Source organism: Nocardia sp. NPDC004568, assembly GCF_040609955.1.
Taxonomy (GTDB): Bacteria; Actinomycetota; Actinomycetes; order Mycobacteriales; family Mycobacteriaceae; genus Nocardia.
Window position 1 is genome coordinate 1 of the sequence record NZ_JBEXLL010000039.1, and the last position, 17424, is coordinate 17424.

Annotated in this window: 20 protein-coding genes and 1 tRNA gene; 15 read left to right on the forward strand and 6 right to left on the reverse strand. The window is 68.0% G+C overall.

Annotated features, from left to right (window positions below; all coding sequences use genetic code 11):
* The first annotated feature begins 474 nt into the window (after positions 1 to 474).
* From ABZV91_RS18430 to ABZV91_RS18455, 6 genes are all read left to right on the forward strand, one after another.
* Positions 475 to 1887: a trypsin-like peptidase domain-containing protein gene (locus ABZV91_RS18430; protein ID WP_355242801.1), complete on the forward strand. Its 1413-nt coding sequence runs from the start codon at positions 475 to 477 to the stop codon at positions 1885 to 1887.
* Positions 1887 to 2441: a MogA/MoaB family molybdenum cofactor biosynthesis protein gene (locus tag ABZV91_RS18435; protein WP_355242964.1), complete on the forward strand. Its 555-nt coding sequence runs from the start codon at positions 1887 to 1889 to the stop codon at positions 2439 to 2441. The genes ABZV91_RS18430 and ABZV91_RS18435 overlap by 1 nt, the downstream gene beginning before the upstream one ends.
* 758 nt (positions 2442 to 3199) lie before the next feature.
* Positions 3200 to 3874, forward strand: coding sequence for an MspA family porin (locus tag ABZV91_RS18440; RefSeq protein ID WP_355242804.1), 675 nt, complete (start codon positions 3200 to 3202; stop codon positions 3872 to 3874).
* Positions 3875 to 3949: 75 nt separating this feature from the next.
* A complete protein-coding gene (locus ABZV91_RS18445) occupies positions 3950 to 4615 on the forward strand; it encodes an MspA family porin (RefSeq protein WP_355242807.1) in 666 nt (221 codons plus the stop codon).
* Between the two features lie 310 nt (positions 4616 to 4925).
* Positions 4926 to 5600 (forward strand): MspA family porin, encoded by a 675-nt coding sequence (locus tag ABZV91_RS18450; RefSeq protein WP_355242810.1) that lies wholly within the window; start codon positions 4926 to 4928, stop codon positions 5598 to 5600.
* 72 nt (positions 5601 to 5672) lie between these two features.
* Positions 5673 to 6347, forward strand: coding sequence for an MspA family porin (locus ABZV91_RS18455; RefSeq protein WP_355242813.1), 675 nt, complete (start codon positions 5673 to 5675; stop codon positions 6345 to 6347).
* 111 nt (positions 6348 to 6458) lie between these two features.
* Here ABZV91_RS18455 and ABZV91_RS18460 read toward each other — a convergent pair whose 3' ends face one another.
* The 3 genes from ABZV91_RS18460 to ABZV91_RS18470 form a co-directional block, all read right to left on the reverse strand.
* On the reverse strand, positions 6459 to 7151 hold the full coding sequence (locus tag ABZV91_RS18460) for an SAF domain-containing protein (RefSeq protein ID WP_355242816.1): 693 nt from the start codon (positions 7149 to 7151) through the stop codon (positions 6459 to 6461).
* 143 nt (positions 7152 to 7294) lie between these two features.
* Positions 7295 to 7603 (reverse strand): FmdB family zinc ribbon protein, encoded by a 309-nt coding sequence (locus ABZV91_RS18465; RefSeq protein ID WP_355242819.1) that lies wholly within the window; start codon positions 7601 to 7603, stop codon positions 7295 to 7297.
* Positions 7604 to 7720: 117 nt separating this feature from the next.
* Positions 7721 to 8323 (reverse strand): 5-formyltetrahydrofolate cyclo-ligase, encoded by a 603-nt coding sequence (locus ABZV91_RS18470; RefSeq protein ID WP_355242822.1) that lies wholly within the window; start codon positions 8321 to 8323, stop codon positions 7721 to 7723.
* A 92-nt stretch (positions 8324 to 8415) separates the two neighbouring features.
* On the opposite strand from ABZV91_RS18470, the gene ABZV91_RS18475 reads away from it, so the two are divergent.
* The 8 genes from ABZV91_RS18475 to ABZV91_RS18510 all read left to right on the forward strand — a co-directional run bounded on the left by ABZV91_RS18475 (position 8416) and on the right by ABZV91_RS18510 (position 14629).
* A complete protein-coding gene (locus tag ABZV91_RS18475; protein WP_355242825.1) occupies positions 8416 to 9381 on the forward strand; it encodes a UTP--glucose-1-phosphate uridylyltransferase in 966 nt (321 codons plus the stop codon).
* Positions 9382 to 9417: 36 nt separating this feature from the next.
* Positions 9418 to 10677 carry a gephyrin-like molybdotransferase Glp gene (gene glp, locus ABZV91_RS18480; RefSeq protein WP_355242828.1) on the forward strand — a complete coding sequence of 420 codons (1260 nt, stop codon included), beginning with the start codon at positions 9418 to 9420 and terminating at the stop codon, positions 10675 to 10677.
* A gap of 12 nt (positions 10678 to 10689) precedes the next feature.
* Complete coding sequence (locus ABZV91_RS18485) at positions 10690 to 11340, forward strand: GNAT family protein (protein WP_355242831.1); 651 nt, start codon at positions 10690 to 10692, stop codon at positions 11338 to 11340.
* 262 nt (positions 11341 to 11602) lie between these two features.
* Complete coding sequence (gene glpR, locus ABZV91_RS18490) at positions 11603 to 12622, forward strand: gephyrin-like molybdotransferase receptor GlpR (RefSeq protein WP_355242834.1); 1020 nt, start codon at positions 11603 to 11605, stop codon at positions 12620 to 12622.
* A 120-nt stretch (positions 12623 to 12742) separates the two neighbouring features.
* Positions 12743 to 12815 (forward strand) — tRNA-Ala (locus ABZV91_RS18495).
* A 340-nt stretch (positions 12816 to 13155) separates the two neighbouring features.
* Positions 13156 to 13662, forward strand: coding sequence for a hypothetical protein (locus tag ABZV91_RS18500; protein ID WP_355242837.1), 507 nt, complete (start codon positions 13156 to 13158; stop codon positions 13660 to 13662).
* A 185-nt stretch (positions 13663 to 13847) separates the two neighbouring features.
* A complete protein-coding gene (locus ABZV91_RS18505; RefSeq protein ID WP_355242840.1) occupies positions 13848 to 14030 on the forward strand; it encodes a hypothetical protein in 183 nt (60 codons plus the stop codon).
* A 128-nt stretch (positions 14031 to 14158) separates the two neighbouring features.
* On the forward strand, positions 14159 to 14629 hold the full coding sequence (locus ABZV91_RS18510) for a hypothetical protein (protein ID WP_355242843.1): 471 nt from the start codon (positions 14159 to 14161) through the stop codon (positions 14627 to 14629).
* Between the two features lie 402 nt (positions 14630 to 15031).
* Here ABZV91_RS18510 and ABZV91_RS18515 read toward each other — a convergent pair whose 3' ends face one another.
* Positions 15032 to 15670, reverse strand: coding sequence for a MerR family transcriptional regulator (locus ABZV91_RS18515; protein WP_355242846.1), 639 nt, complete (start codon positions 15668 to 15670; stop codon positions 15032 to 15034).
* 98 nt (positions 15671 to 15768) lie between these two features.
* On the opposite strand from ABZV91_RS18515, the gene ABZV91_RS18520 reads away from it, so the two are divergent.
* Entirely contained in the window at positions 15769 to 16203 is a 435-nt protein-coding gene (locus ABZV91_RS18520) for a hypothetical protein (RefSeq protein ID WP_355242849.1), read from the forward strand.
* 116 nt (positions 16204 to 16319) lie between these two features.
* Here the strand turns inward: ABZV91_RS18520 and ABZV91_RS18525 are convergent, their stop codons facing one another.
* Positions 16320 to 16859, reverse strand: coding sequence for an SRPBCC domain-containing protein (locus ABZV91_RS18525; protein ID WP_355242852.1), 540 nt, complete (start codon positions 16857 to 16859; stop codon positions 16320 to 16322).
* A complete protein-coding gene (locus ABZV91_RS18530) occupies positions 16849 to 17415 on the reverse strand; it encodes a helix-turn-helix domain-containing protein (RefSeq protein ID WP_355242855.1) in 567 nt (188 codons plus the stop codon). The genes ABZV91_RS18525 and ABZV91_RS18530 overlap by 11 nt, the downstream gene beginning before the upstream one ends.
* Positions 17416 to 17424 lie beyond the last annotated feature (9 nt).

Below are 17424 nucleotides of genomic sequence, written 5' to 3' on the forward strand. Positions count from 1 at the left end.
TTCGGCCTCGAGACTTGCGCTTCGCGCGGCGCTTTCGAGGCCGAAACGGCGAGACCAAGGGGGCCTCAACCCTTGGAGGTGTCTCGTAAGACTCGACGCATGGGGTTGGGTCGGCATTCGAGGGTGCGGTCGCATGCTCGACTCGCGCTCGGGGGTTCGGGGTGCGGGGTTCGTCGGGCATTTACAGTGCGTGCCGTGGGTCGGCCGGGCTGTTCGAGGTGCGTTTCAGCGTGCGCCTTCGGTCTACTCGGGTAGTCGGCACCTCTGGTCGGAGCCCGGCCGGTTCTGGGCGAGAGCGGAGGAGCGCAGCAGCGGATGGGCGTGGTGAGGAACGGGGTCACGGGGGTTGGGACCGCCCTGCCGGAGACGGGCGGACGAACACAACTATGAGCACCGCAAATTAATGCAGCTCTCAGTTCGTTCTCAGTAGTGGTCGGCAGGCTGGACAGCGAATATGAGCAGAAAAGGGAAACTATGACCGAGGATTTCACCGATCGGCCGGCCGGGCCGGAATCGGGACCGGTGCCGCCCTCGACGCCGCAGCCGCAGGCTGGGCTGCCGCCTGATTCCGGGCCGGGCGGCGACCCGGCCGGGCCCGGTCAGGCGCCGGGAGGCGGGATTCCGCAGTATCCGGGTGGACCGCAGTTCCCGGGCGGCCGGGCGGGCGATACGGCTGCGTATCCGGTTGCCGGCGGGTCGTTCGCCGGGCCGCCGCCCGGCGATTCCGGGCAGTTCTATGCCGCCGCGCCGCCGCCCCCGCGCCGGAGTCCGGTGCGTACCGGTCTGGTGGCCGGGGCGGTCGCGCTGGCCCTGGTGAGCGGCGGTATCGGCGGCGCGGTGGGGGCGCTGGTCAGCGATTCGGGCGATCGCCCGGCGGCGACGAATGCGCTGGACGGGCCGGTGCCGAAGGTGCAGAACACGGCGAACGCGCCGGCCGGGTCCACCCAGGCGGTAGCGCAGCGGGTGCTGCCGTCGGTGGTGATGATCGAGGTCGCCAGTAACCGCGGGCAGGGGGAGGGGTCCGGGGTGGTGCTGTCCTCGGACGGCTTGATCCTGACCAACAACCATGTCGCGGCCGGGGGCGGCGGGAACGGCGATATGTCGGTGACCTTCTCCGACGGCAGTACGGCACAGGCGTCTCTGGTGGGTGCCGATCCGGTCTCCGATCTCGCGGTCATCAAGGTGCGCGGGAAGACGGATCTGCAGCCGATCGAACTGGGTAGCTCGGCGAATTTACAGGTAGGTCAGCCGGTGGTGGCGATCGGTTCGCCGCTGGGCCTGGCGGGCACGGTGACCACGGGGATCGTCTCGGCGATGAATCGCCCGGTGTCGACCACCGGGGAAGGCGGCAACGACCCGACCGTGCCGAATCCGGTCATCGACGCGATCCAGACCGATGCCGCGATCAACCCGGGTAATTCCGGCGGCGCGCTGGTCGACGCCGAGGGTCGGCTGATCGGGATCAATACCGCGATCGCGAGCCTGGGGTCCTCGGGCGCGGGAGGCCAGCAGAGCGGTTCCATCGGACTCGGGTTCGCGATTCCGGTGGATCAGGCGCGCCGGGTCGCCGACGAGTTGATCAAGAGCGGACACGCGACGTACGCGCAGATCGGGATGACCGTGCAACGGGACGAGTCGGTCCACGGCGCGCGGGTTCTCGATGTCACGCCGAACGGGCCGGCGGCCGCGGCGGGGATTCCGTCCGGGTCCATCGTCACCCGCCTCGACGACCGCACGATCGACTCCGGTGACGCGCTGGTCGCCGCGGTGCGGTCGAAACAGCCGGGAGACAAGGTGACAGTGACATATACCGACGAACGTGGCGGAAATACCCGCACGGCCGAGGTGACCCTCGCCGCCGCCGCCGCGGTGGAGGGAGGACGATGATGCAGAAGGTGGCCGGGGGCGCACACGCGGCGCTCGCGATCGGCGCTACGGTGAGCGGTATGGAAATCGATGCTCCTGTTGCGGGGCGTGCACTGGTCGTGGTGGTGGACGATCGAACGGCGCACGGTGGCGAGGATTCGCTGGGCCCCCTGGTCACCGAACTGCTCACCGAGGCGGGATTCCTCGTCGACGCTTCCGTTTCGGTGGAGGCCGACGAGGTGGCGATCCGTAACGCGCTGAACACCGCGGTGATCGGTGGGGTGGACATAGTGATCTCGGTCGGCGGCACCGGTATGTCGCCGCGCGATGTCACGCCCGAGGCCACCTCGGAGGTACTCGACCGTGATCTGCCCGGGATCAGTGAGGCCTTGCGGGCGTCGGGCCGGGTGGCCGGTTCGCTGGACGCCGGACTGTCCCGCGGCCTGGCCGGCATCTCGGGCAGCACGCTGGTGGTGAACCTGCCGGGTACCCGGGCCGCGATCCGCGACGGCATGGCGACGCTGGGTCCGCTGGCGAGCCGGGTCATCGGTGAGTTGTCCGGGCTGCTGGAATGAGCCGGAGCGGGCGGTATGAGTGAGGGCGACACCCCTGAGGTCCCCCGTCGGGCACGCCGCCGGACGGGGGACCCGGCGCGTCTGGACCGGATTTTCGGTGAGGTGCTGCCGTCGACCACACGGGACGAGCGGGACGACGGTGGGTCGTCCGGTGCCGACGACGACTGGTGGCATGCACAGGTGCCACCGCATCACGGCGGCACCGGGTAACCCGGAAATGTGTTGGCGCGCAACAGTTTTCGATTGAATTAGTCGAGGCCGGCGCGCGCTGTCCGGGGGGTGATGGGGGCGGAATTCCTCTGAAATTGTCCCGTATCGGAATGGCGAGATTATAATGTTCCGCTCGCCGCGACGGGGATTTAAAGGGGCCTATTCTTTTGACGCTTTCTTTCCGGGAGATTCTCGGGGCCTATGTCCTGTGTGGACGTCGCCACCTGCGTTTTCCTACGAGTTAGACCTACTACGCGAACGTATGTGACTTGAATCACATTAACGTATAGCGAAAGCACCCTTTGTCCAACCTGTTACCGACCGTTTAATCTCGGTTTCGTCGACCGCCGCAATGGTGGTCCGGCGCGGCTCCCGCTTTGCGGTTCCCGCCGGTCGCATTGGCGTGCATTGTCCGATTTGCGGCGTTGCACCGAAATAACAACAGGTCACCTGTAGGTAACAAACGAGCGAAACACTGGTCGGAGCCGGCGAGTCAGCTGTCCGAGTCTCGTAGGCCATGCTGTTTGTCCGACATGATGAGGGGAAATATGAGCGAGAACCGCACCGACGGTGTACGTAACGGCGCCAGGATCGCGGGTGTCGGTGCCGCGGCCGCCGTCGCAGTGGGCCTGTTGTCGGTGGGCGCCGCGGATGCCGACGCCTTCGTGGCGCTGCCCGACGGTCAGAAGGCCGGCCCCGGAGTGACCATCACCCGTACGGGTGAGCATGCTGTCGTATCGCCCTCCATGGCGGCCAACGGCGCGGGCCGCGTGGTCTGGGTCTCCGGAAACGCCATCGCCGACGTTGCCGTGACGCCCGAAGGCGAACCGGGCCCGAACAACGGTCCGACCGGCGCGGACGGGACCAACAACTCGTCCACGCACGGCGCTTCGCAGCTCAATACCGGCTATATCGTCGGTTGCCAGGTGAGTATCGGGGAGGATGCGATCGGCCTGGGCGGCTCGCTGGGCCTGTCTCTCGACGGCGGTAGCGTCGGCGGGTCCGTGGGCGTCGATCTGGGCCCGGGTGAGGTCGCGTTCGTGCAGATCGACTACAAGGACATCACGAAACCCGGCAAGTACTCGGTGGAGTACCAGGATGCCGAGATCGAGATCCAGGGTTGCGCGGGCTATGCGCAGGCGCGGTCGTACACGGTGGTCGAGATCATCGGCGACCACTACTCGAAGACCACCCTGTACGGCCAGCCGTTCAGCATCGGCTGAGCTGTCGCGCCCGTCCACGTCGATCGAATCTCTCTCGCATTTCGCGAGCTCTCCCCCGAAGGGTCGGTAACTCTCATGATCAACCGTAAGAATCTGGCGCGCCTGGCCGGCGTCGGCGCCGCCACCACCATCGCGCTGGGCCTGTTCTCCACCGGAGCGGCCAGTGCCGACACCTTCATCCCGCTGCCCGGCGGCGAACTCGTCAAGACGCTGTCCGACGGCACGGTGGTGACCGTGCGCATGGTCGGTGAGTCGGCGACCATCAGCCCGTCGATGGGCGCCACACCGATCCACCGCAACGCGTGGGCCTCCGGCAGCGCGCAGGTCGAGATCGCCGGCGGCGAGGACGTGGGCGGCAGGATCTTCCCCGGCTATGTCGTCGGTTGCCAGGTCAATATCGACGGTGGCGGTGCCGAGGGCGGCGCCGGCGCCGAAGTGGACACCGAAGGCGCCGTGAGTCCGGGCGCCGAAACCGGCGGCAGCCTCACCGTCGGCCCCGGTCAGGCCAAATCGTTCTACGTGCTCGATATCGAGGGCCCGGACGACTACGGCAGCGAAGATCACGCAACCAACAACGAATTCCAGGGCAACAGTGGGTCGGTGACCTGGTCCGATCAGACCATCGGTCTGAGCGGCTGCGGCGGCTACGCGCAGGCCCGGTCGTTCGTCAAGGTCGAGGTGGAAACCGAGAACGTGATCACCTTCGTCACGTTGTGGGGTCAGCCCTTCAGCCTCGGCTGAACCGGCATATCGGCACGAATACGGGCCCGCCGCAGCAGCGGCGGGCCCGTATTCTGCTTCCACGGGGCCGGGACAGCCGGTGCCCGCACCTCGTTTCCCCCGCACCCGTCACCTTCCGGCTACCTGGCACTCATCCGGTCGACACACCGTGTCAGCGGCACAGTACTCGAGTGTTCACCGGTTGTGTGGTTTCGGGTTCATCTGGTGGCTACAGCCGTCCCTCAAGCTCTATGCAGCCTGTTCTCGGGCCGCCCCGGCAATCGAATCGCTGCGCTGCCGGGTGTCGCTGAAAACCTTGATGAGGGGAAATATGAGCAAGAACCGCACCACCGGTCTGCGCTGCGGCGCGCGCGCTCTGGGCGTCGGCGCTGTCGCGGCGGTGGCCATGGGCCTGTTCTCGACCGGTGCCGCGAACGCGGACACTTTCGTTCCGCTGCCCGACGGTGAAAAACTCGGGCCCGGCGTGAAGATCACCCGCACCCATGAGAGCGCGCTCATCTCGCCCTCCCTGGCCGCCAACGGCGCGGGCCGGACCGTGTGGGTCTCCGGCAACGCCACCGCCGACGTCGCGGTGACCCCCGAGGGCGAGGCCGGTCCGAACAACGGCCCCACGAACGCGGACGGGACCAACAACTCCTCGACGCACGGCGCCTCCCAGATCAACACCGGCTACATCGTCGGCTGCCAGGTGAGCATCGCCGACAACGCGATCAGCTTGGGCGGCTCGGTCGGGGTCAAGCTCGACGGTGGCAGCATCGGCGGCTCGGTCGGCCTCAAGCTGGGCCCGGGCCAGGTCAAGTTCGTGCAGATCGAATACAAGGACATCGAGAAGCCCGGTGTCTACTCGGTCGAGTACCAGGATGTCGAGATGGCGATCCAGGGTTGCGCCGGTTACGCGCAGGCCCGGGCCTACACCGTCGTCGAGATCATCGGTGACCACTACTCGAAGACCACCCTCTACGGGCAGCCGTTCAGCATCGGCTGACACCGGCACCGGTCGAATTCACCCACCACAACTCTCGCTGTCGCGAATTCAACCCCAGAGGGGCACATACACATGTTCAACCGTAAGAATCTGGCGCGCCTTGCCGGCGTCGGCGCGGCCGCCGCTATGGCGCTGGGCCTGTTCTCCACCGGCGCCGCCAACGCCGATACCTTCATCCCGCTGCCCGGTGGCGAGATCACCAAGGTCCTGTCGGACGGCACTGCGGTCACCGTGCGCATCGTCGGCGAATCGGCCAATATCAGCCCGTCCATGGGCGCCACTCCGGTCCATCGCAATGCATGGGTCTCCGGTAGTGCGCAGGTCCAGATCGCAGGTGGCGAGAAGGTCGGCGGCAAGATCTACCCCGGCTACGTCGTCGGCTGCCAGGTCAATATCGCCGGTGGCGGTGTCGATGGCAGTGTCACCGGGGACGTGAAGGTCAGCGACGGCTCCGGCGAGCTGACTCCGAGCGGCAAAGGTGGCGCCAACCTGACCCTCGGCCCCGGCCAGGCGAAGTCTTTCTATGTGCTGGATATCGAGAAGCCGGACGACTACGGCGACGAGGACCACGCCACCAACAACAAGTTCAAGGGCAACAGCGGCTCGGTGACCTGGTCCGACCAGACCATCGGCCTCAACGGCTGCGGCGGCTACGCCCAAGCGCGCGCGTTCGTGCGGGTCAAGGTCGAGACCGATCACGTGATGTCCGTGGTGACCCTGTGGGGTCAGCCGTTCAGCCTCGGCTGATCCGGCCGTAAGGCTCATCCGGCGGGGATCCCGCCCCCGGCCGGACCCACATCTCGGTGGAGGGACCTGTCGCGTTCTCGCGGCGGGTCCCTTGGTCGTGGGGCCGGATGATCAGTGAAAGATGACGGTGAGTGCGCTGCTCAACGAGGCCGCGGCGACGACCGCTGCCCGGCGGGCGTCCATCGCCACCAGCACGATCCGTTCGGCGTGGCGGTTGCCGGAATCCGCCGGCGGTCCCGACACCAGCACCACCGCGGCGTCGACCGCCAGGGTGTGCGCGAGTGCCGGATCCTCGGCGGCGGCGGCCACCACGTCCACTCGATCTCCGGCGCGCAGGATCTCGGCGATCGCGGTATCGGCCAAGCGCACCGGCACGATCCGGGCGTCCGGCCGGCCGGTGGCCGCCTCGGCGAGCCGCGGCCCGACCACGCGCACATCGGTGAGCACCTCGCCCGCTCGTAGGGCCGCGGTGAGTACGGCACCGTACAGCGGCGCGGGGTCGGTGGCCGCGCCGTCGGGCACGGCGTCCCGGGGGTAGGAGGTGAGGCGGAGATCCGCGGCTGTGAGCAGATGGCCGGGTGCCAGGTCGCGGGCCGCGACCACGACGGAGTTGCGCGCGTGGGCCGGATCGCCGCGGAGGAAAAGCGCGACGGCCGCGAGTGCGCACAATCCGGCCAGTACGCGGCGCAGCAACACCCCGTCGGCCCAGGGTGGGCGATCGGCGAAGGCGTCGCGCCAGGTGTCGCCGGCGCCGAGGGCGCGGCGGCCGATGCCCGTACGGGCAGGAGGACGGGGGCGGCTCATGGTCCGAGCGTAGGAGCGCTTTCCGGTCGCGGGCCCGGGGTTGTGCGGGATTGTGGACAACTCCGGGGGTGTGGATGGATCATCCGCGATCCCCGGCCGCTGTCATCGATCCGGTCGGAGAGAGCCGGACGGCGATGTCTATCTCAGCTGGCAGCGGCGGCGGGAGCCGAGGAGGCGCCGGAGGATCCCTTGTCCGCGCCGGATTTCGCACCGGACCCCGAAGAACTCGACGTGGAGCTGTCGGACTTGGCCGGTTCACTGGCCGTCGAGGCGCCGCTGCGGCTGTCGGTCCGGTAGAAGCCGCTGCCCTTGAAGACGATGCCCACCGAATTGAAGAGCTTACGCAGGGCGCCGGAGCACTCCGAGCAGACAGTGAGAGCCTCGTCGGTAAAGGACTGAACGATATCGAAGCGGTTGTCGCACTGGGTGCACGCGTATGAATAGGTTGGCACTGGGTCCTCCGCAGTATTCGAGACTTAGCACTCTACAGCCGACAGTGCCAACAGTGCCAATCGCCGATTGATTCCCGGATGCCTCCCATTGTGCCGAGTGCCACCGCGGGCGGGGGCTCAGGGCGCTGCCCCGCCGAGCCGGCGCAGGCCGCCGCCCGGGGTGAGCGCCCAGGTCATCCGGATATCGTGTGGTTCCTCGGGCAGCCGCTCGACCACCTCGTCGTCGCGGACGACCACGGTGCGCCGGGCTGTGGGATCGGCCATACCCAGGGTCCGGTCGTAGTAGCCGGCGCCCTGGCCGAGCCGGACCCCACGCCGGTCCACCGCCAGTGCCGGGATCAGCAGCACCTCGGCCCGCGCGACCGTTTCCGGCGGAAGGACCGGACCCACCGGTTCCAGTAGGCCGTAGCGCCCCGGCCGCAGCGATCCGGCGCCGGTGAACTCGCTCCAGCACAGCGGGCCGGGCGCCCCGGTCACCGGCAACAGCACCCGGCTGCCGGCCGCGCGCAGCGCCTCGGGCACGGCCACCGAACCGGGTTCCGCGGGCATCGGTACGTAGGCGCACACCCACTCGGCGGGCCCGAGGTCCGCGGCCGCGGCGGCCAGTGCCGCCGCTTCCGCGGCGCGCACGAGTTCGGGTAGTCGCGCCCGGCGGGCGCGGATCTCCGCGCGCCAGGCCTGCTTGTCACGCTCGTCGGGCACAGGCACGGCGACAACCATAGGCTCTCCTCGGTGCCGGTTTCGTCGCAAAAGTCCGCGGCGAGCCGGTGGACAGCCGTTTGGGCGGCGCTCCGGGTGGATAGGGTGTGTATATGACAGAAAAGGCCGCAGAACAGGGCAGCGAAGGCGCCTCCGCGCCGGAACCGGGCTTCCGGACGGCCGTCGTGCCCGCGGCGGGGCTGGGAACCAGGTTCCTGCCCGCGACCAAGACGGTCCCCAAGGAACTGTTGCCGGTGGTGGACACCCCTGGTATCGAGCTGGTGGCCAGCGAGGCGGCCGAATCCGGGGCCAGTCGCCTGGTGATCGTGACGTCGCCGGGTAAGGACGGGGTGGTCGCGCATTTCGTGGAGGACCTGGTGCTGGAGAGCACTCTCGCCGAGCGCGGCAAGTTCCAGCTGCTGGAGAAGGTGCGCAAGGCCCCGGGCCTGCTCGATGTGACCTCGGTGGTGCAGGAGGAACCGCTCGGCCTCGGTCATGCGGTGGCGCAGGCCGAATCGGTGCTCGACCCCGATGAGAACGCCATCGCGGTCCTGCTGCCCGACGATCTGGTGCTGCCGTGCGGGGTGCTCGATGTGATGAACCGGGTACGCCGCAAACGCGGTGGTTCCGTGCTGTGCGCGATCGATGTGCCCAAGGATCAGGTCAGCGCCTACGGGGTGTTCGACGTGGCCCCGGTGCCCGACGCGGTCAATCCGAATGTGCTGCGCGTCAAGGGAATGGTGGAGAAGCCGGGCCTGGCCGAGGCGCCGTCCACCTACGCTGCCGCCGGGCGCTACCTGCTCGATCGCGCGATCTTCGACGCCCTGCGCCGCATCGGCCCCGGCGCCGGCGGGGAACTGCAACTCACCGACGCGATCTCGCTGCTCATCGAGGAGGGCCATCCGGTCCATGTCGTCGTCCACCGTGGGTCGCGCCACGATCTGGGTAACCCGGGCGGCTATCTTCGTGCTGCGGTGGATTTCGCACTGGAGCGCGAGGAATACGGTCCCGCGCTGCGCGAGTGGCTCCAGCACCGGCTGAGTCCGGAGTGGAATCCGCAACTCACCGCGGACGAATGAGAACGCCTGCGGGGCGAGGACATCGGGAAGGGCTGGATGCGCTCTGTTGAGGATCAGCAGATCAAGGTGACCGCCGCGGCCGTCGCGCCGCGGCCCGTGCGGGTCGCGATCTCCGAGGCCCAGGGCCTGCTGTGCGCCGAGGATGTGGTGACCGAGCGACCGCTGCCCGGATTCGATCAGGCCGCCATCGACGGCTACGCCGTACGCAGTGTGGATGTCGCGTCCGCCGGGGCGGATATCCGCGACGAGGACGGCGAACTGGTCGACCTGACGCTGCCGGTGGTCGGCGAGGTGCTCGCCGGCTCCCGGCAGCCGATCCGGCTGCAGCCCCGGCAGACGGTCCGGGTCGCGACCGGCGCGCCGCTGCCCACCCTCGCCGACGCGGTGCTGCCGCTGGATTTCACCGACGGCGGCCGGGGCCGGCTCAAGGTCTACGAACCGGTGCGGTCGGGCGACTATGTGCGCCGGGCCGGTGACGATGTGCAGCCGGGCGACATCGCGGTGCACGCCGGCACGATCATCGGTCCCGCGCAGGTGGGTCTGCTGGCGGCGGTGGGTCAGGACAAGGTGCTGGTGCATCCGCGCCCCCGGCTTTCGGTGATCTCGATCGGCGAGGAACTGGTCGATATCGATCGGGCGCCCGGGCCCGGGCAGGTCTACGACGTGAACTCCTACGCTCTGGCCGCCGCGGCGCGTGACGCCGGCGCGGATGTGAACCGGGTCGGCATTGTCGATGCCGACCCCCGCCGGCTCCGGGACGTGGTCGAGGGTCAGCTGGTACGCGCGGAAGTGGTGGTGATCGCCGGCGCGGTCGGGGGATGGGCCTCCGATCAGGTGTGCGAGGCGCTGGAGGGGCTCGGTGAGCTGGAGATCGCCCGGGTGGCGATGCACCCGGGCTCGGTGCAGGGGTTCGGCCGTCTCGGCCGCGACGAGGTCCCCACCTTCCTGCTGCCGTCCAATCCGGTGGGCGCCCTGGTGGTTTTCGAGGTGATGGTGCGGCCGCTGATCCGGATCGCGCTGGGAAGGCGGCAGCCGATGCGCCGGATCGTCCGAGCGCGGACCATCACCCCCATCCAGTCGATGGCGGGCCGCAAGGGCTATCTGCGTGCCCAGTTGATGCGCGACGAGGCCACCGGCGAGTACCTGGTGCAGCCGCTGGGCAACAGCGCCGGGGCGTCGTCGCACCTGTTGGCCGCCATGTCGGAGGCCAACAGTCTCATCGTGGTCGAACCCGACGACACCGAGATTCGCACCGGTGACAAGGTCCGGGTCGCGTTTCTGGCGCAGCGCGGCTAGAAAGTGGAGTCCATGAACGTTTTCCGGGCCACCCAGCACCCCGGGTGGCCCGCGCACCTCGGTCCGGTGCGGGTGTCCGCCGGCCAGGTGACGTTGCGCCCCGTGCGCTTGCGCGACGCGGCGGCGTGGAGCCGGATCAGGTTGCGGGACCAGAACCATCTGGAACCGTGGGAGCCCACCGGGCGCGGGACCTGGGACGCGCGCAACCACGCCTCGAACTGGCCGCCGCTGTGGTCGAGCCTGAAGGCGGAGGCGCGCCGCGGCGCGATGATCCCGCTGGTGATCGAGGTCGACGGCGCGTTCAGCGGGCAGTTGACGGTCGGCAATATCGTGCGCGGCGCGCTGCGTTCGGCGTGGATCGGGTACTGGGTGGCCAAGGATCTCGGCGGACAGGGGGTGGCGACGGCGGCGTTGGCGCTGGGGCTCGATCACTGTTTCGGTCCGGTGGGTCTGCACCGGGTGGAGGCGACCGTGCGGCCGGAGAATCTGGCGAGTCAGGCGGTCCTGCGCAATGTGGGCTTCCGTGAAGAAGGGCTGCTGCGTAGATATCTCGATGTGGACGGGGCCTGGCGCGACCATCTGCTGGTCGGGATGACGGTGGAGGAACTGTCCGGCCGGGTGGTCGATCGGCTGGCGCGGGAAGGACGGTTGACGCTGCGGTGACGTGCCGCCGAAACCGGCCTGCCCGGACCCGGCTTTGGTGGAAATGTGACTCATGTGGCGGAAGTGCACGGCGCGCCTGCCGTGTCGCGGCCCTACTCGGAATTAACCTACGGACGTCGGTGGTGCGTCATGTGCCACCGGTGGAGAGCTCGTACCACGATCTGCGAGACGTACCCGCGGGGAAGGACTCCGGCGTCGGGACGCACACGGTTCATGGCAGCGGCTCGGACGACGACCAGGCGGGACGGAGGTGCTGACGACGATGCCGAATTCGATCCTGTGGATCGGGCTGGTCGTGCTGTGGGTCTTCGTCCTGTTTCCTATCCTTGCCGACCGGCATCCCAGAATCCGCCGGACCACCGACACGGCCCTGGCCACGCGGGTACTGCATCGTGGAGATTCCAAACGGCGTAAGGGCAGTGGGCATGCCCGCAAGAAGCGGACCACGCGGCCTTACCGAAAGCGTCACCACGCCAATGATGCGGAGGACCCGATGAGCACATCGGCCGAGGAGAACGGTACCGCGGCTGACGAGGAGCAACCGGACGAGGTCGTCGGCGACCGGCCCGGGGGTGGCGAGACCGACTCCGGTGCGGACGGCGCCGCGCACGACACCGAATCCGGCGACGGCTGGGACGACGAGGAATCCGAACGCGACGAGGACCGCGACGAGGAGATCCGGTCGGCCGAGCACACCGAGAGCAACGTACCCGCGCGCATTCCCCCGGTGCGGGCGACCATGCGGGCGCCGGATCCCGAACTCGACTACGACGACGAGGAATTCGTGCCGACCCGTCGGGGGCGCGGTGGTTACGACCCCGAAGCCGACGCCGTCGCCCGCGCCGCGCGCTATACCTTCCGGCAGCGGGCCGTGGTCGCTCTCGTCCTCGGCGCCGTGCTGTGCGGCGGTTCGGCGGTCGCCGTAGCGCCCATTTTCTGGTGGGGCTGCGGCGGCGCCGTGCTGTCCCTGGTCACCTATCTGGGTTATCTGCGCAAACAGGTCCGGATCGAACAGGAGATCCGCCGGCGACGCAGCGCCCGGCTCACCGGCCGGGGCCAGGATACGGCGGCCCACGGCCCCGCCGACGCCGGGTCGGCGCGCGGTGCCCGGCCCGGAATGGACCGGGATACCGCACGCGCGCTGCGGCGCCGGGCCCATCTGCTCGAACCCGACGACGAGGATCCGGCGTTCGAGCATCTGGACGCCTACGACGCGTCCGTGGCCAGGACCGTGCGCAACCGGGCCACCGGCGGTGATATCCGCCGGGCCGCGGGGGCGTGACCGGGGGCCCCGCCGCGCACCGGATCCTCGGAAGAGGAAGAAACCGCAGGTCAGTGGCCCGATTCGGATTCTGGTAGCCCAGTTTGCTAGAGTGGCACAGCGCGGTTCACCGAGCCGCACGGGGCTATAGCGCAGTTGGTAGCGCGTCTCGTTCGCATCGAGAAGGTCAGGGGTTCGATTCCCCTTAGCTCCACCGCAACCGTGCAGGTCACGGCTAAGATGGTAGCTCATAACGAGCAGTCATCAGCAGCCTTCATCAACACCTGCACGGTTTTTTGCGTCTCGGGGGCGCACCAACCCGGACGGCTGGCCCGACCAGCCGCGTATGTACCGCAAGCATGACAACGGCCCGTGGTTGCAGTCACCGAATCCGCGGTGCCCGATGGCACGGTCCGGATCCTGCACTAGCACTACGTCCGGCTCCTGTACGGGCGTGACTTGGTCGTGGCCCGTCAGTCCGGTGAGCCGTTGCATGGCTTCGTTTCCGTGGGCGAGCCGGTTGACATCGACGCGATCGTGCGGGAGGCGGGCGCATGAGCGCCCTCGTCGAGAAGTTCGCCAACGCTTTCGCGTTCACCGCCCTGGCCCACATGCCGGGCCACGGGCTGACCACCGATGACCTGACCACCCCCGCTGCCCAGGAGTCGTGGGCTGGGATCCCGACCGATGGATGGCCGAGCACGGCCGCAAGGAGAAGTCCGATGCATGAGAAGGACTGGCCGCTCGACGACCTCGAGCCGGGCACCTACACCATGACCTCAACCGGTGACGGCCCCGGTGACGCTGTGGTCACCGACGACGGCCGACTCCTCGTCCAGCAGTACGAAGGACACTGGCGCGACCTGACCGACGCGTATCGGACGCCACCCATGTCTACGACCGGATCGAGCGCCGCGCCCGAAACGGGGCACTCGACCGCGGGGACCTCTCCGGTGTCCGCGCCCCGGGCGGCGGCCGTGTCGGGTGGAGTGCAAGGACTACGCGGGCAGCCTGAAGCCGGGCCCGTGGATCGGCGAGGCGGAGATCGAGCGAGGGAATGATGATGCGCTCGCCGGCTGTGTGGTGGCGAAGCGTCGGGGTGTGACCGATCCGGATGCGCAGTATGTGCTGACGACTGTCCGGGATCTGGCGGCCTTGCTCACCGGGCATCGATCCGAGGAGGCAGCGTGAGCATCTACGAAGACATCCAGGCCGCATCCACACTGACCGGGCAGCCGACGCCACGGTGATCGACGGTGACACGCTCGAGGGCGCCCGCGCGGAGATCGTGGGAGACATCCTGAAACTCGCCGAGCGGTGGCAGTCGAAGGCTGAGGAGTACGGGCCGGAGGACACCGTCGTGGGTCTGCGGGAGTTGGTGTGCCAGCAGGTGTTGGACGTGTTGCACGAGCATCTGTGGGATGAGTGAAATATGTTCTGACCTGCTAAAATTGATGGTTTCCGGGGGCTGCGCACCACCCGGCCATCGACCGAATCGACTGGAGATTCAGCCATGACCAAGCCTACCGACCGCCATCCGATCGGCGGTGGACTGTAGTGGGCCACTACACCGAGGTGTTCGTCCGCGCCCACGTGAAGCGCGACGCCCCCTCCGAGCTACTGGACTGGCTCGACCGCCTAGCCAACGGCGACGACACCGTCAAGGACGGCGAGCCCGACCCGTGGCAGCCGTATGACAATCACCCCTACTTCGACGAGCGCGGGACGTGGAAGAACATCTTTCGCTCCGGCGGTGCGGTGTATCAGATCAGCCGCCGCGTCCAATTCCGCCGAGCGCAGCAGCCCTACGCGCAGCACGAACTGATCTGCCATGCCTCCGCCAAGCGTGTGCCCGTCGATGAGTTCTTGAAGTGGATCGGTCCGTGGCTGGACCATTCCCCGGGTGACTTCCTCGGCTACTCCCTGTACGAGGATTCACGCCCGGACGACGGCTACTACGACAAGGGCCCGGACCGAGAGCGGCCGGAGCTGCTGTTCATGCCGGACCTAAAAGGGGCCAAGTCGTGACCGATTCCCTCTCCCGGCTCCGTGCCGCGCTCGACCGCGCGGTAGGATTACCGGACCTGGCGTGGCTCGGGGCGGGCCTAGGCATGGCGAGGCGCGGCAGGGCAGGGGAAGATGAGGACCGCCGTCGTTCAGGTCCACGCCGGTGAGCCCACGGACATCTCCCTGTGCCTCCTGGTCCCATGTCTCCCGTGTGTGGTCCCTCTGACCGGCCCTTTCGGAGTCGGGTGTGGTGCCGCTGGGGTCGGTCAGGGTGTGCGCGGAGTGCGGTTCGGGAACCTCAACCCGAGGGATTCATCTCGCAGACCGGAAGTCGGCCCATGTAGCGAATCGATGACATGTGCCTGCCCCCGGAGCGTCGGCGGTGACTGCCACCACACACCCGCTGATCTACACGAAATACGATTACCGTGAATATCGCTCGGGCAGCGACTGCTGAACGCCGAAGCGTCTCCGGGACAGCTCGGTGTGCGCGATACGGCGCAGGACGGACAGAAGCGCGTCGCCGAGGACGGTGCCGATGATCGCTTCTTCCACAATGGCCTCGACTGGGCCCCGGCGCGCCAAGCCCTCGAGATCGGCGGCGGCGATGAGGTCGGCGGACTCGCCATAGCACGATAAGCCATCGAGTATCCATTCGTGCCCGATGTCGCGCAAGGCGCAGAGCACCTCGACCAGCGGTGAGTGCATCGGAGATCGCCAGCCACGCTCGGTGGCAACGGTTTCGATCCGGCTCATCGCCCACGCCAGGTCGGCGTCGTTGACCTGCCTTCGCGGCAGCGACAAACCGTATCGGGCCAATCCGAGAACGTCGTGGGTCGAAGTCTGTGACTCGTCGATCGCGACGAGCACCGCGCGTACGTCGGCGACCGACAGTCCTCCTATATCCCGAAGTGCGCGAATCAGTTTGAGGCGCTGGACATGCGCAGCACCGTAGCGAGCCTGGTTGGGCTCGGTCAGCTCACCGGTGGGGAGCAAACCTTCGCGTTGGTAGTACTTGATCGTCGGAGTCGCCGTCCCCGACTCTCGGCTCAGCTCTGCCATCCGCATGCCGAGTCAGCTCTTTCACTGGACGCCCACATATGGATAGTGTAGCTTTCCATTACGGATAGTAAAGGTATCCATAATGGAGGTAAGTACGTATGACAACCACAACCGCGGCCCAGCCCACTTCCGCCCCCTCCCGCATGGCAACAACGCGCCGGGCAGCGCTGCACTATCTCGAGATGTCGGCCGCGATGGGGGCGGGCATGATCCTCTTCGTCCCCCCGATACAGTGGGGTCTCGCCGCTGCGGGATGGTCGAACGCAGCCGAGCGCGCCGACGTACGAGCCATGATCATGGCGACCGCGATGGCTGTCGCGATGGCGGGCTGGATGCTGATACGTCGCCACGGTCGTGCCGAGGTGACCGAGATGACCGCAGCGATGTATCTGCCATTCGTAGCGCTCCTTTTGCCCTATCGGGTGGGCGCCCTCTCCGGAGACGGCCTGATGGTCCTCGGACATGTACTGATGATGAGCGCTATGGCCGTGGTCGTGTACCGCCACCGCCATCACCACACCCGGCGGCACTGACCCCTCGTCCTCATTCGCAATGGTCGGAAGAATGCTGTGCACACACGGGCCATCTCGATGATGGTGGCCTGGCCGGTGTCGGTGAGTCGGCGGCGTAGGGAGTGGGGTTCGGGCAATCAGTCTGTGAGTGTGGTCTGGTAGTGCTCGATCAGTTCCTGGCATCCGTAGGCCCGGGCGCGGTCTCCGACGGCTCGTTCTCTGTCGGTGCCGTCTCGGACCGCTGCGAGACGGCCGAGGCAGACCTGCCGGCCCGCCGCGTTCAGGGTAGCCCGGTTGTCGTCGCTGAGGGTTTGGCGCAGTTCGAGGGTCGCCCCGTCTCCGGTCCGGGTGATCGTCCATGTCAGGATCTCGGGTCCCCATCGGTGTACGAGCTTGCGGGGTGCGTCCGCCATGAGCACTTCGGCGTCGAACTGCTCATCGCGGGGCTGCTCCCGGCATGTCGCGGGACCTGGTTCATCGAGCGGGCGGTCGGGTACCACAGGTGACCAGCGTGCGAGGCGCTCCGGTTCGGTGATCATCCGCCACAGTTTCTCGGGTGGACAGGGAAAGGGCCGGCGCATGATGAGCGGCCATTCCGCCTTGTCGTGCTGCAGCAGGATCTCGACGGGGGAGTGGATCTGGGCGTCGATGACCTCGTCGCGCGGGTTATCCGTCATGGTCGTCTTCGTCGTCGTCCAGTGCCTGGGCCAGTTGCTCGGAGCTCGAGCTCCAGAGTTCGATATAGGGCTGGACCCAGGAGATGACGTCCGGCAGCGGCTGCTCGGTGAGCCGGTAGACCCTGCGTTTGCCTGCGACCTCGACCTCGGCCACGCCTGCCTCGCGGAGCACGCGCAGGTGTTTGGAAACCAGGGACTGCGATATGCCCAGCTCGCTCACAAGCGTGCCGACATCGTACCCGCGCACGCGGACCGCGCCGGAGTTGCTCGTCCGACCGGTTCTGCGGCGGGGCCTGCGTTCTCTCGTGCGCGATCGCCACTCGAGGCGAGATTGATGAGATCGTGTCGCGCGCGACGGCGGGCGGATCGGCGCGGCCCGCGGGTGAACAGGACGGGTCATACGCTGGGTACGTCCGCGACCCCGGACACCTCTGGGAACTGGTCCACAGCCAGCACACCGCGGAGGCGTGGGGTGACCTCTCGCTGGAAACCCGGGAAGACAGCCGCTACCCGGGCAGGACGATACGCCCGCGCGGTGCCTGAGCGGCCCGGCCATATCACGTCG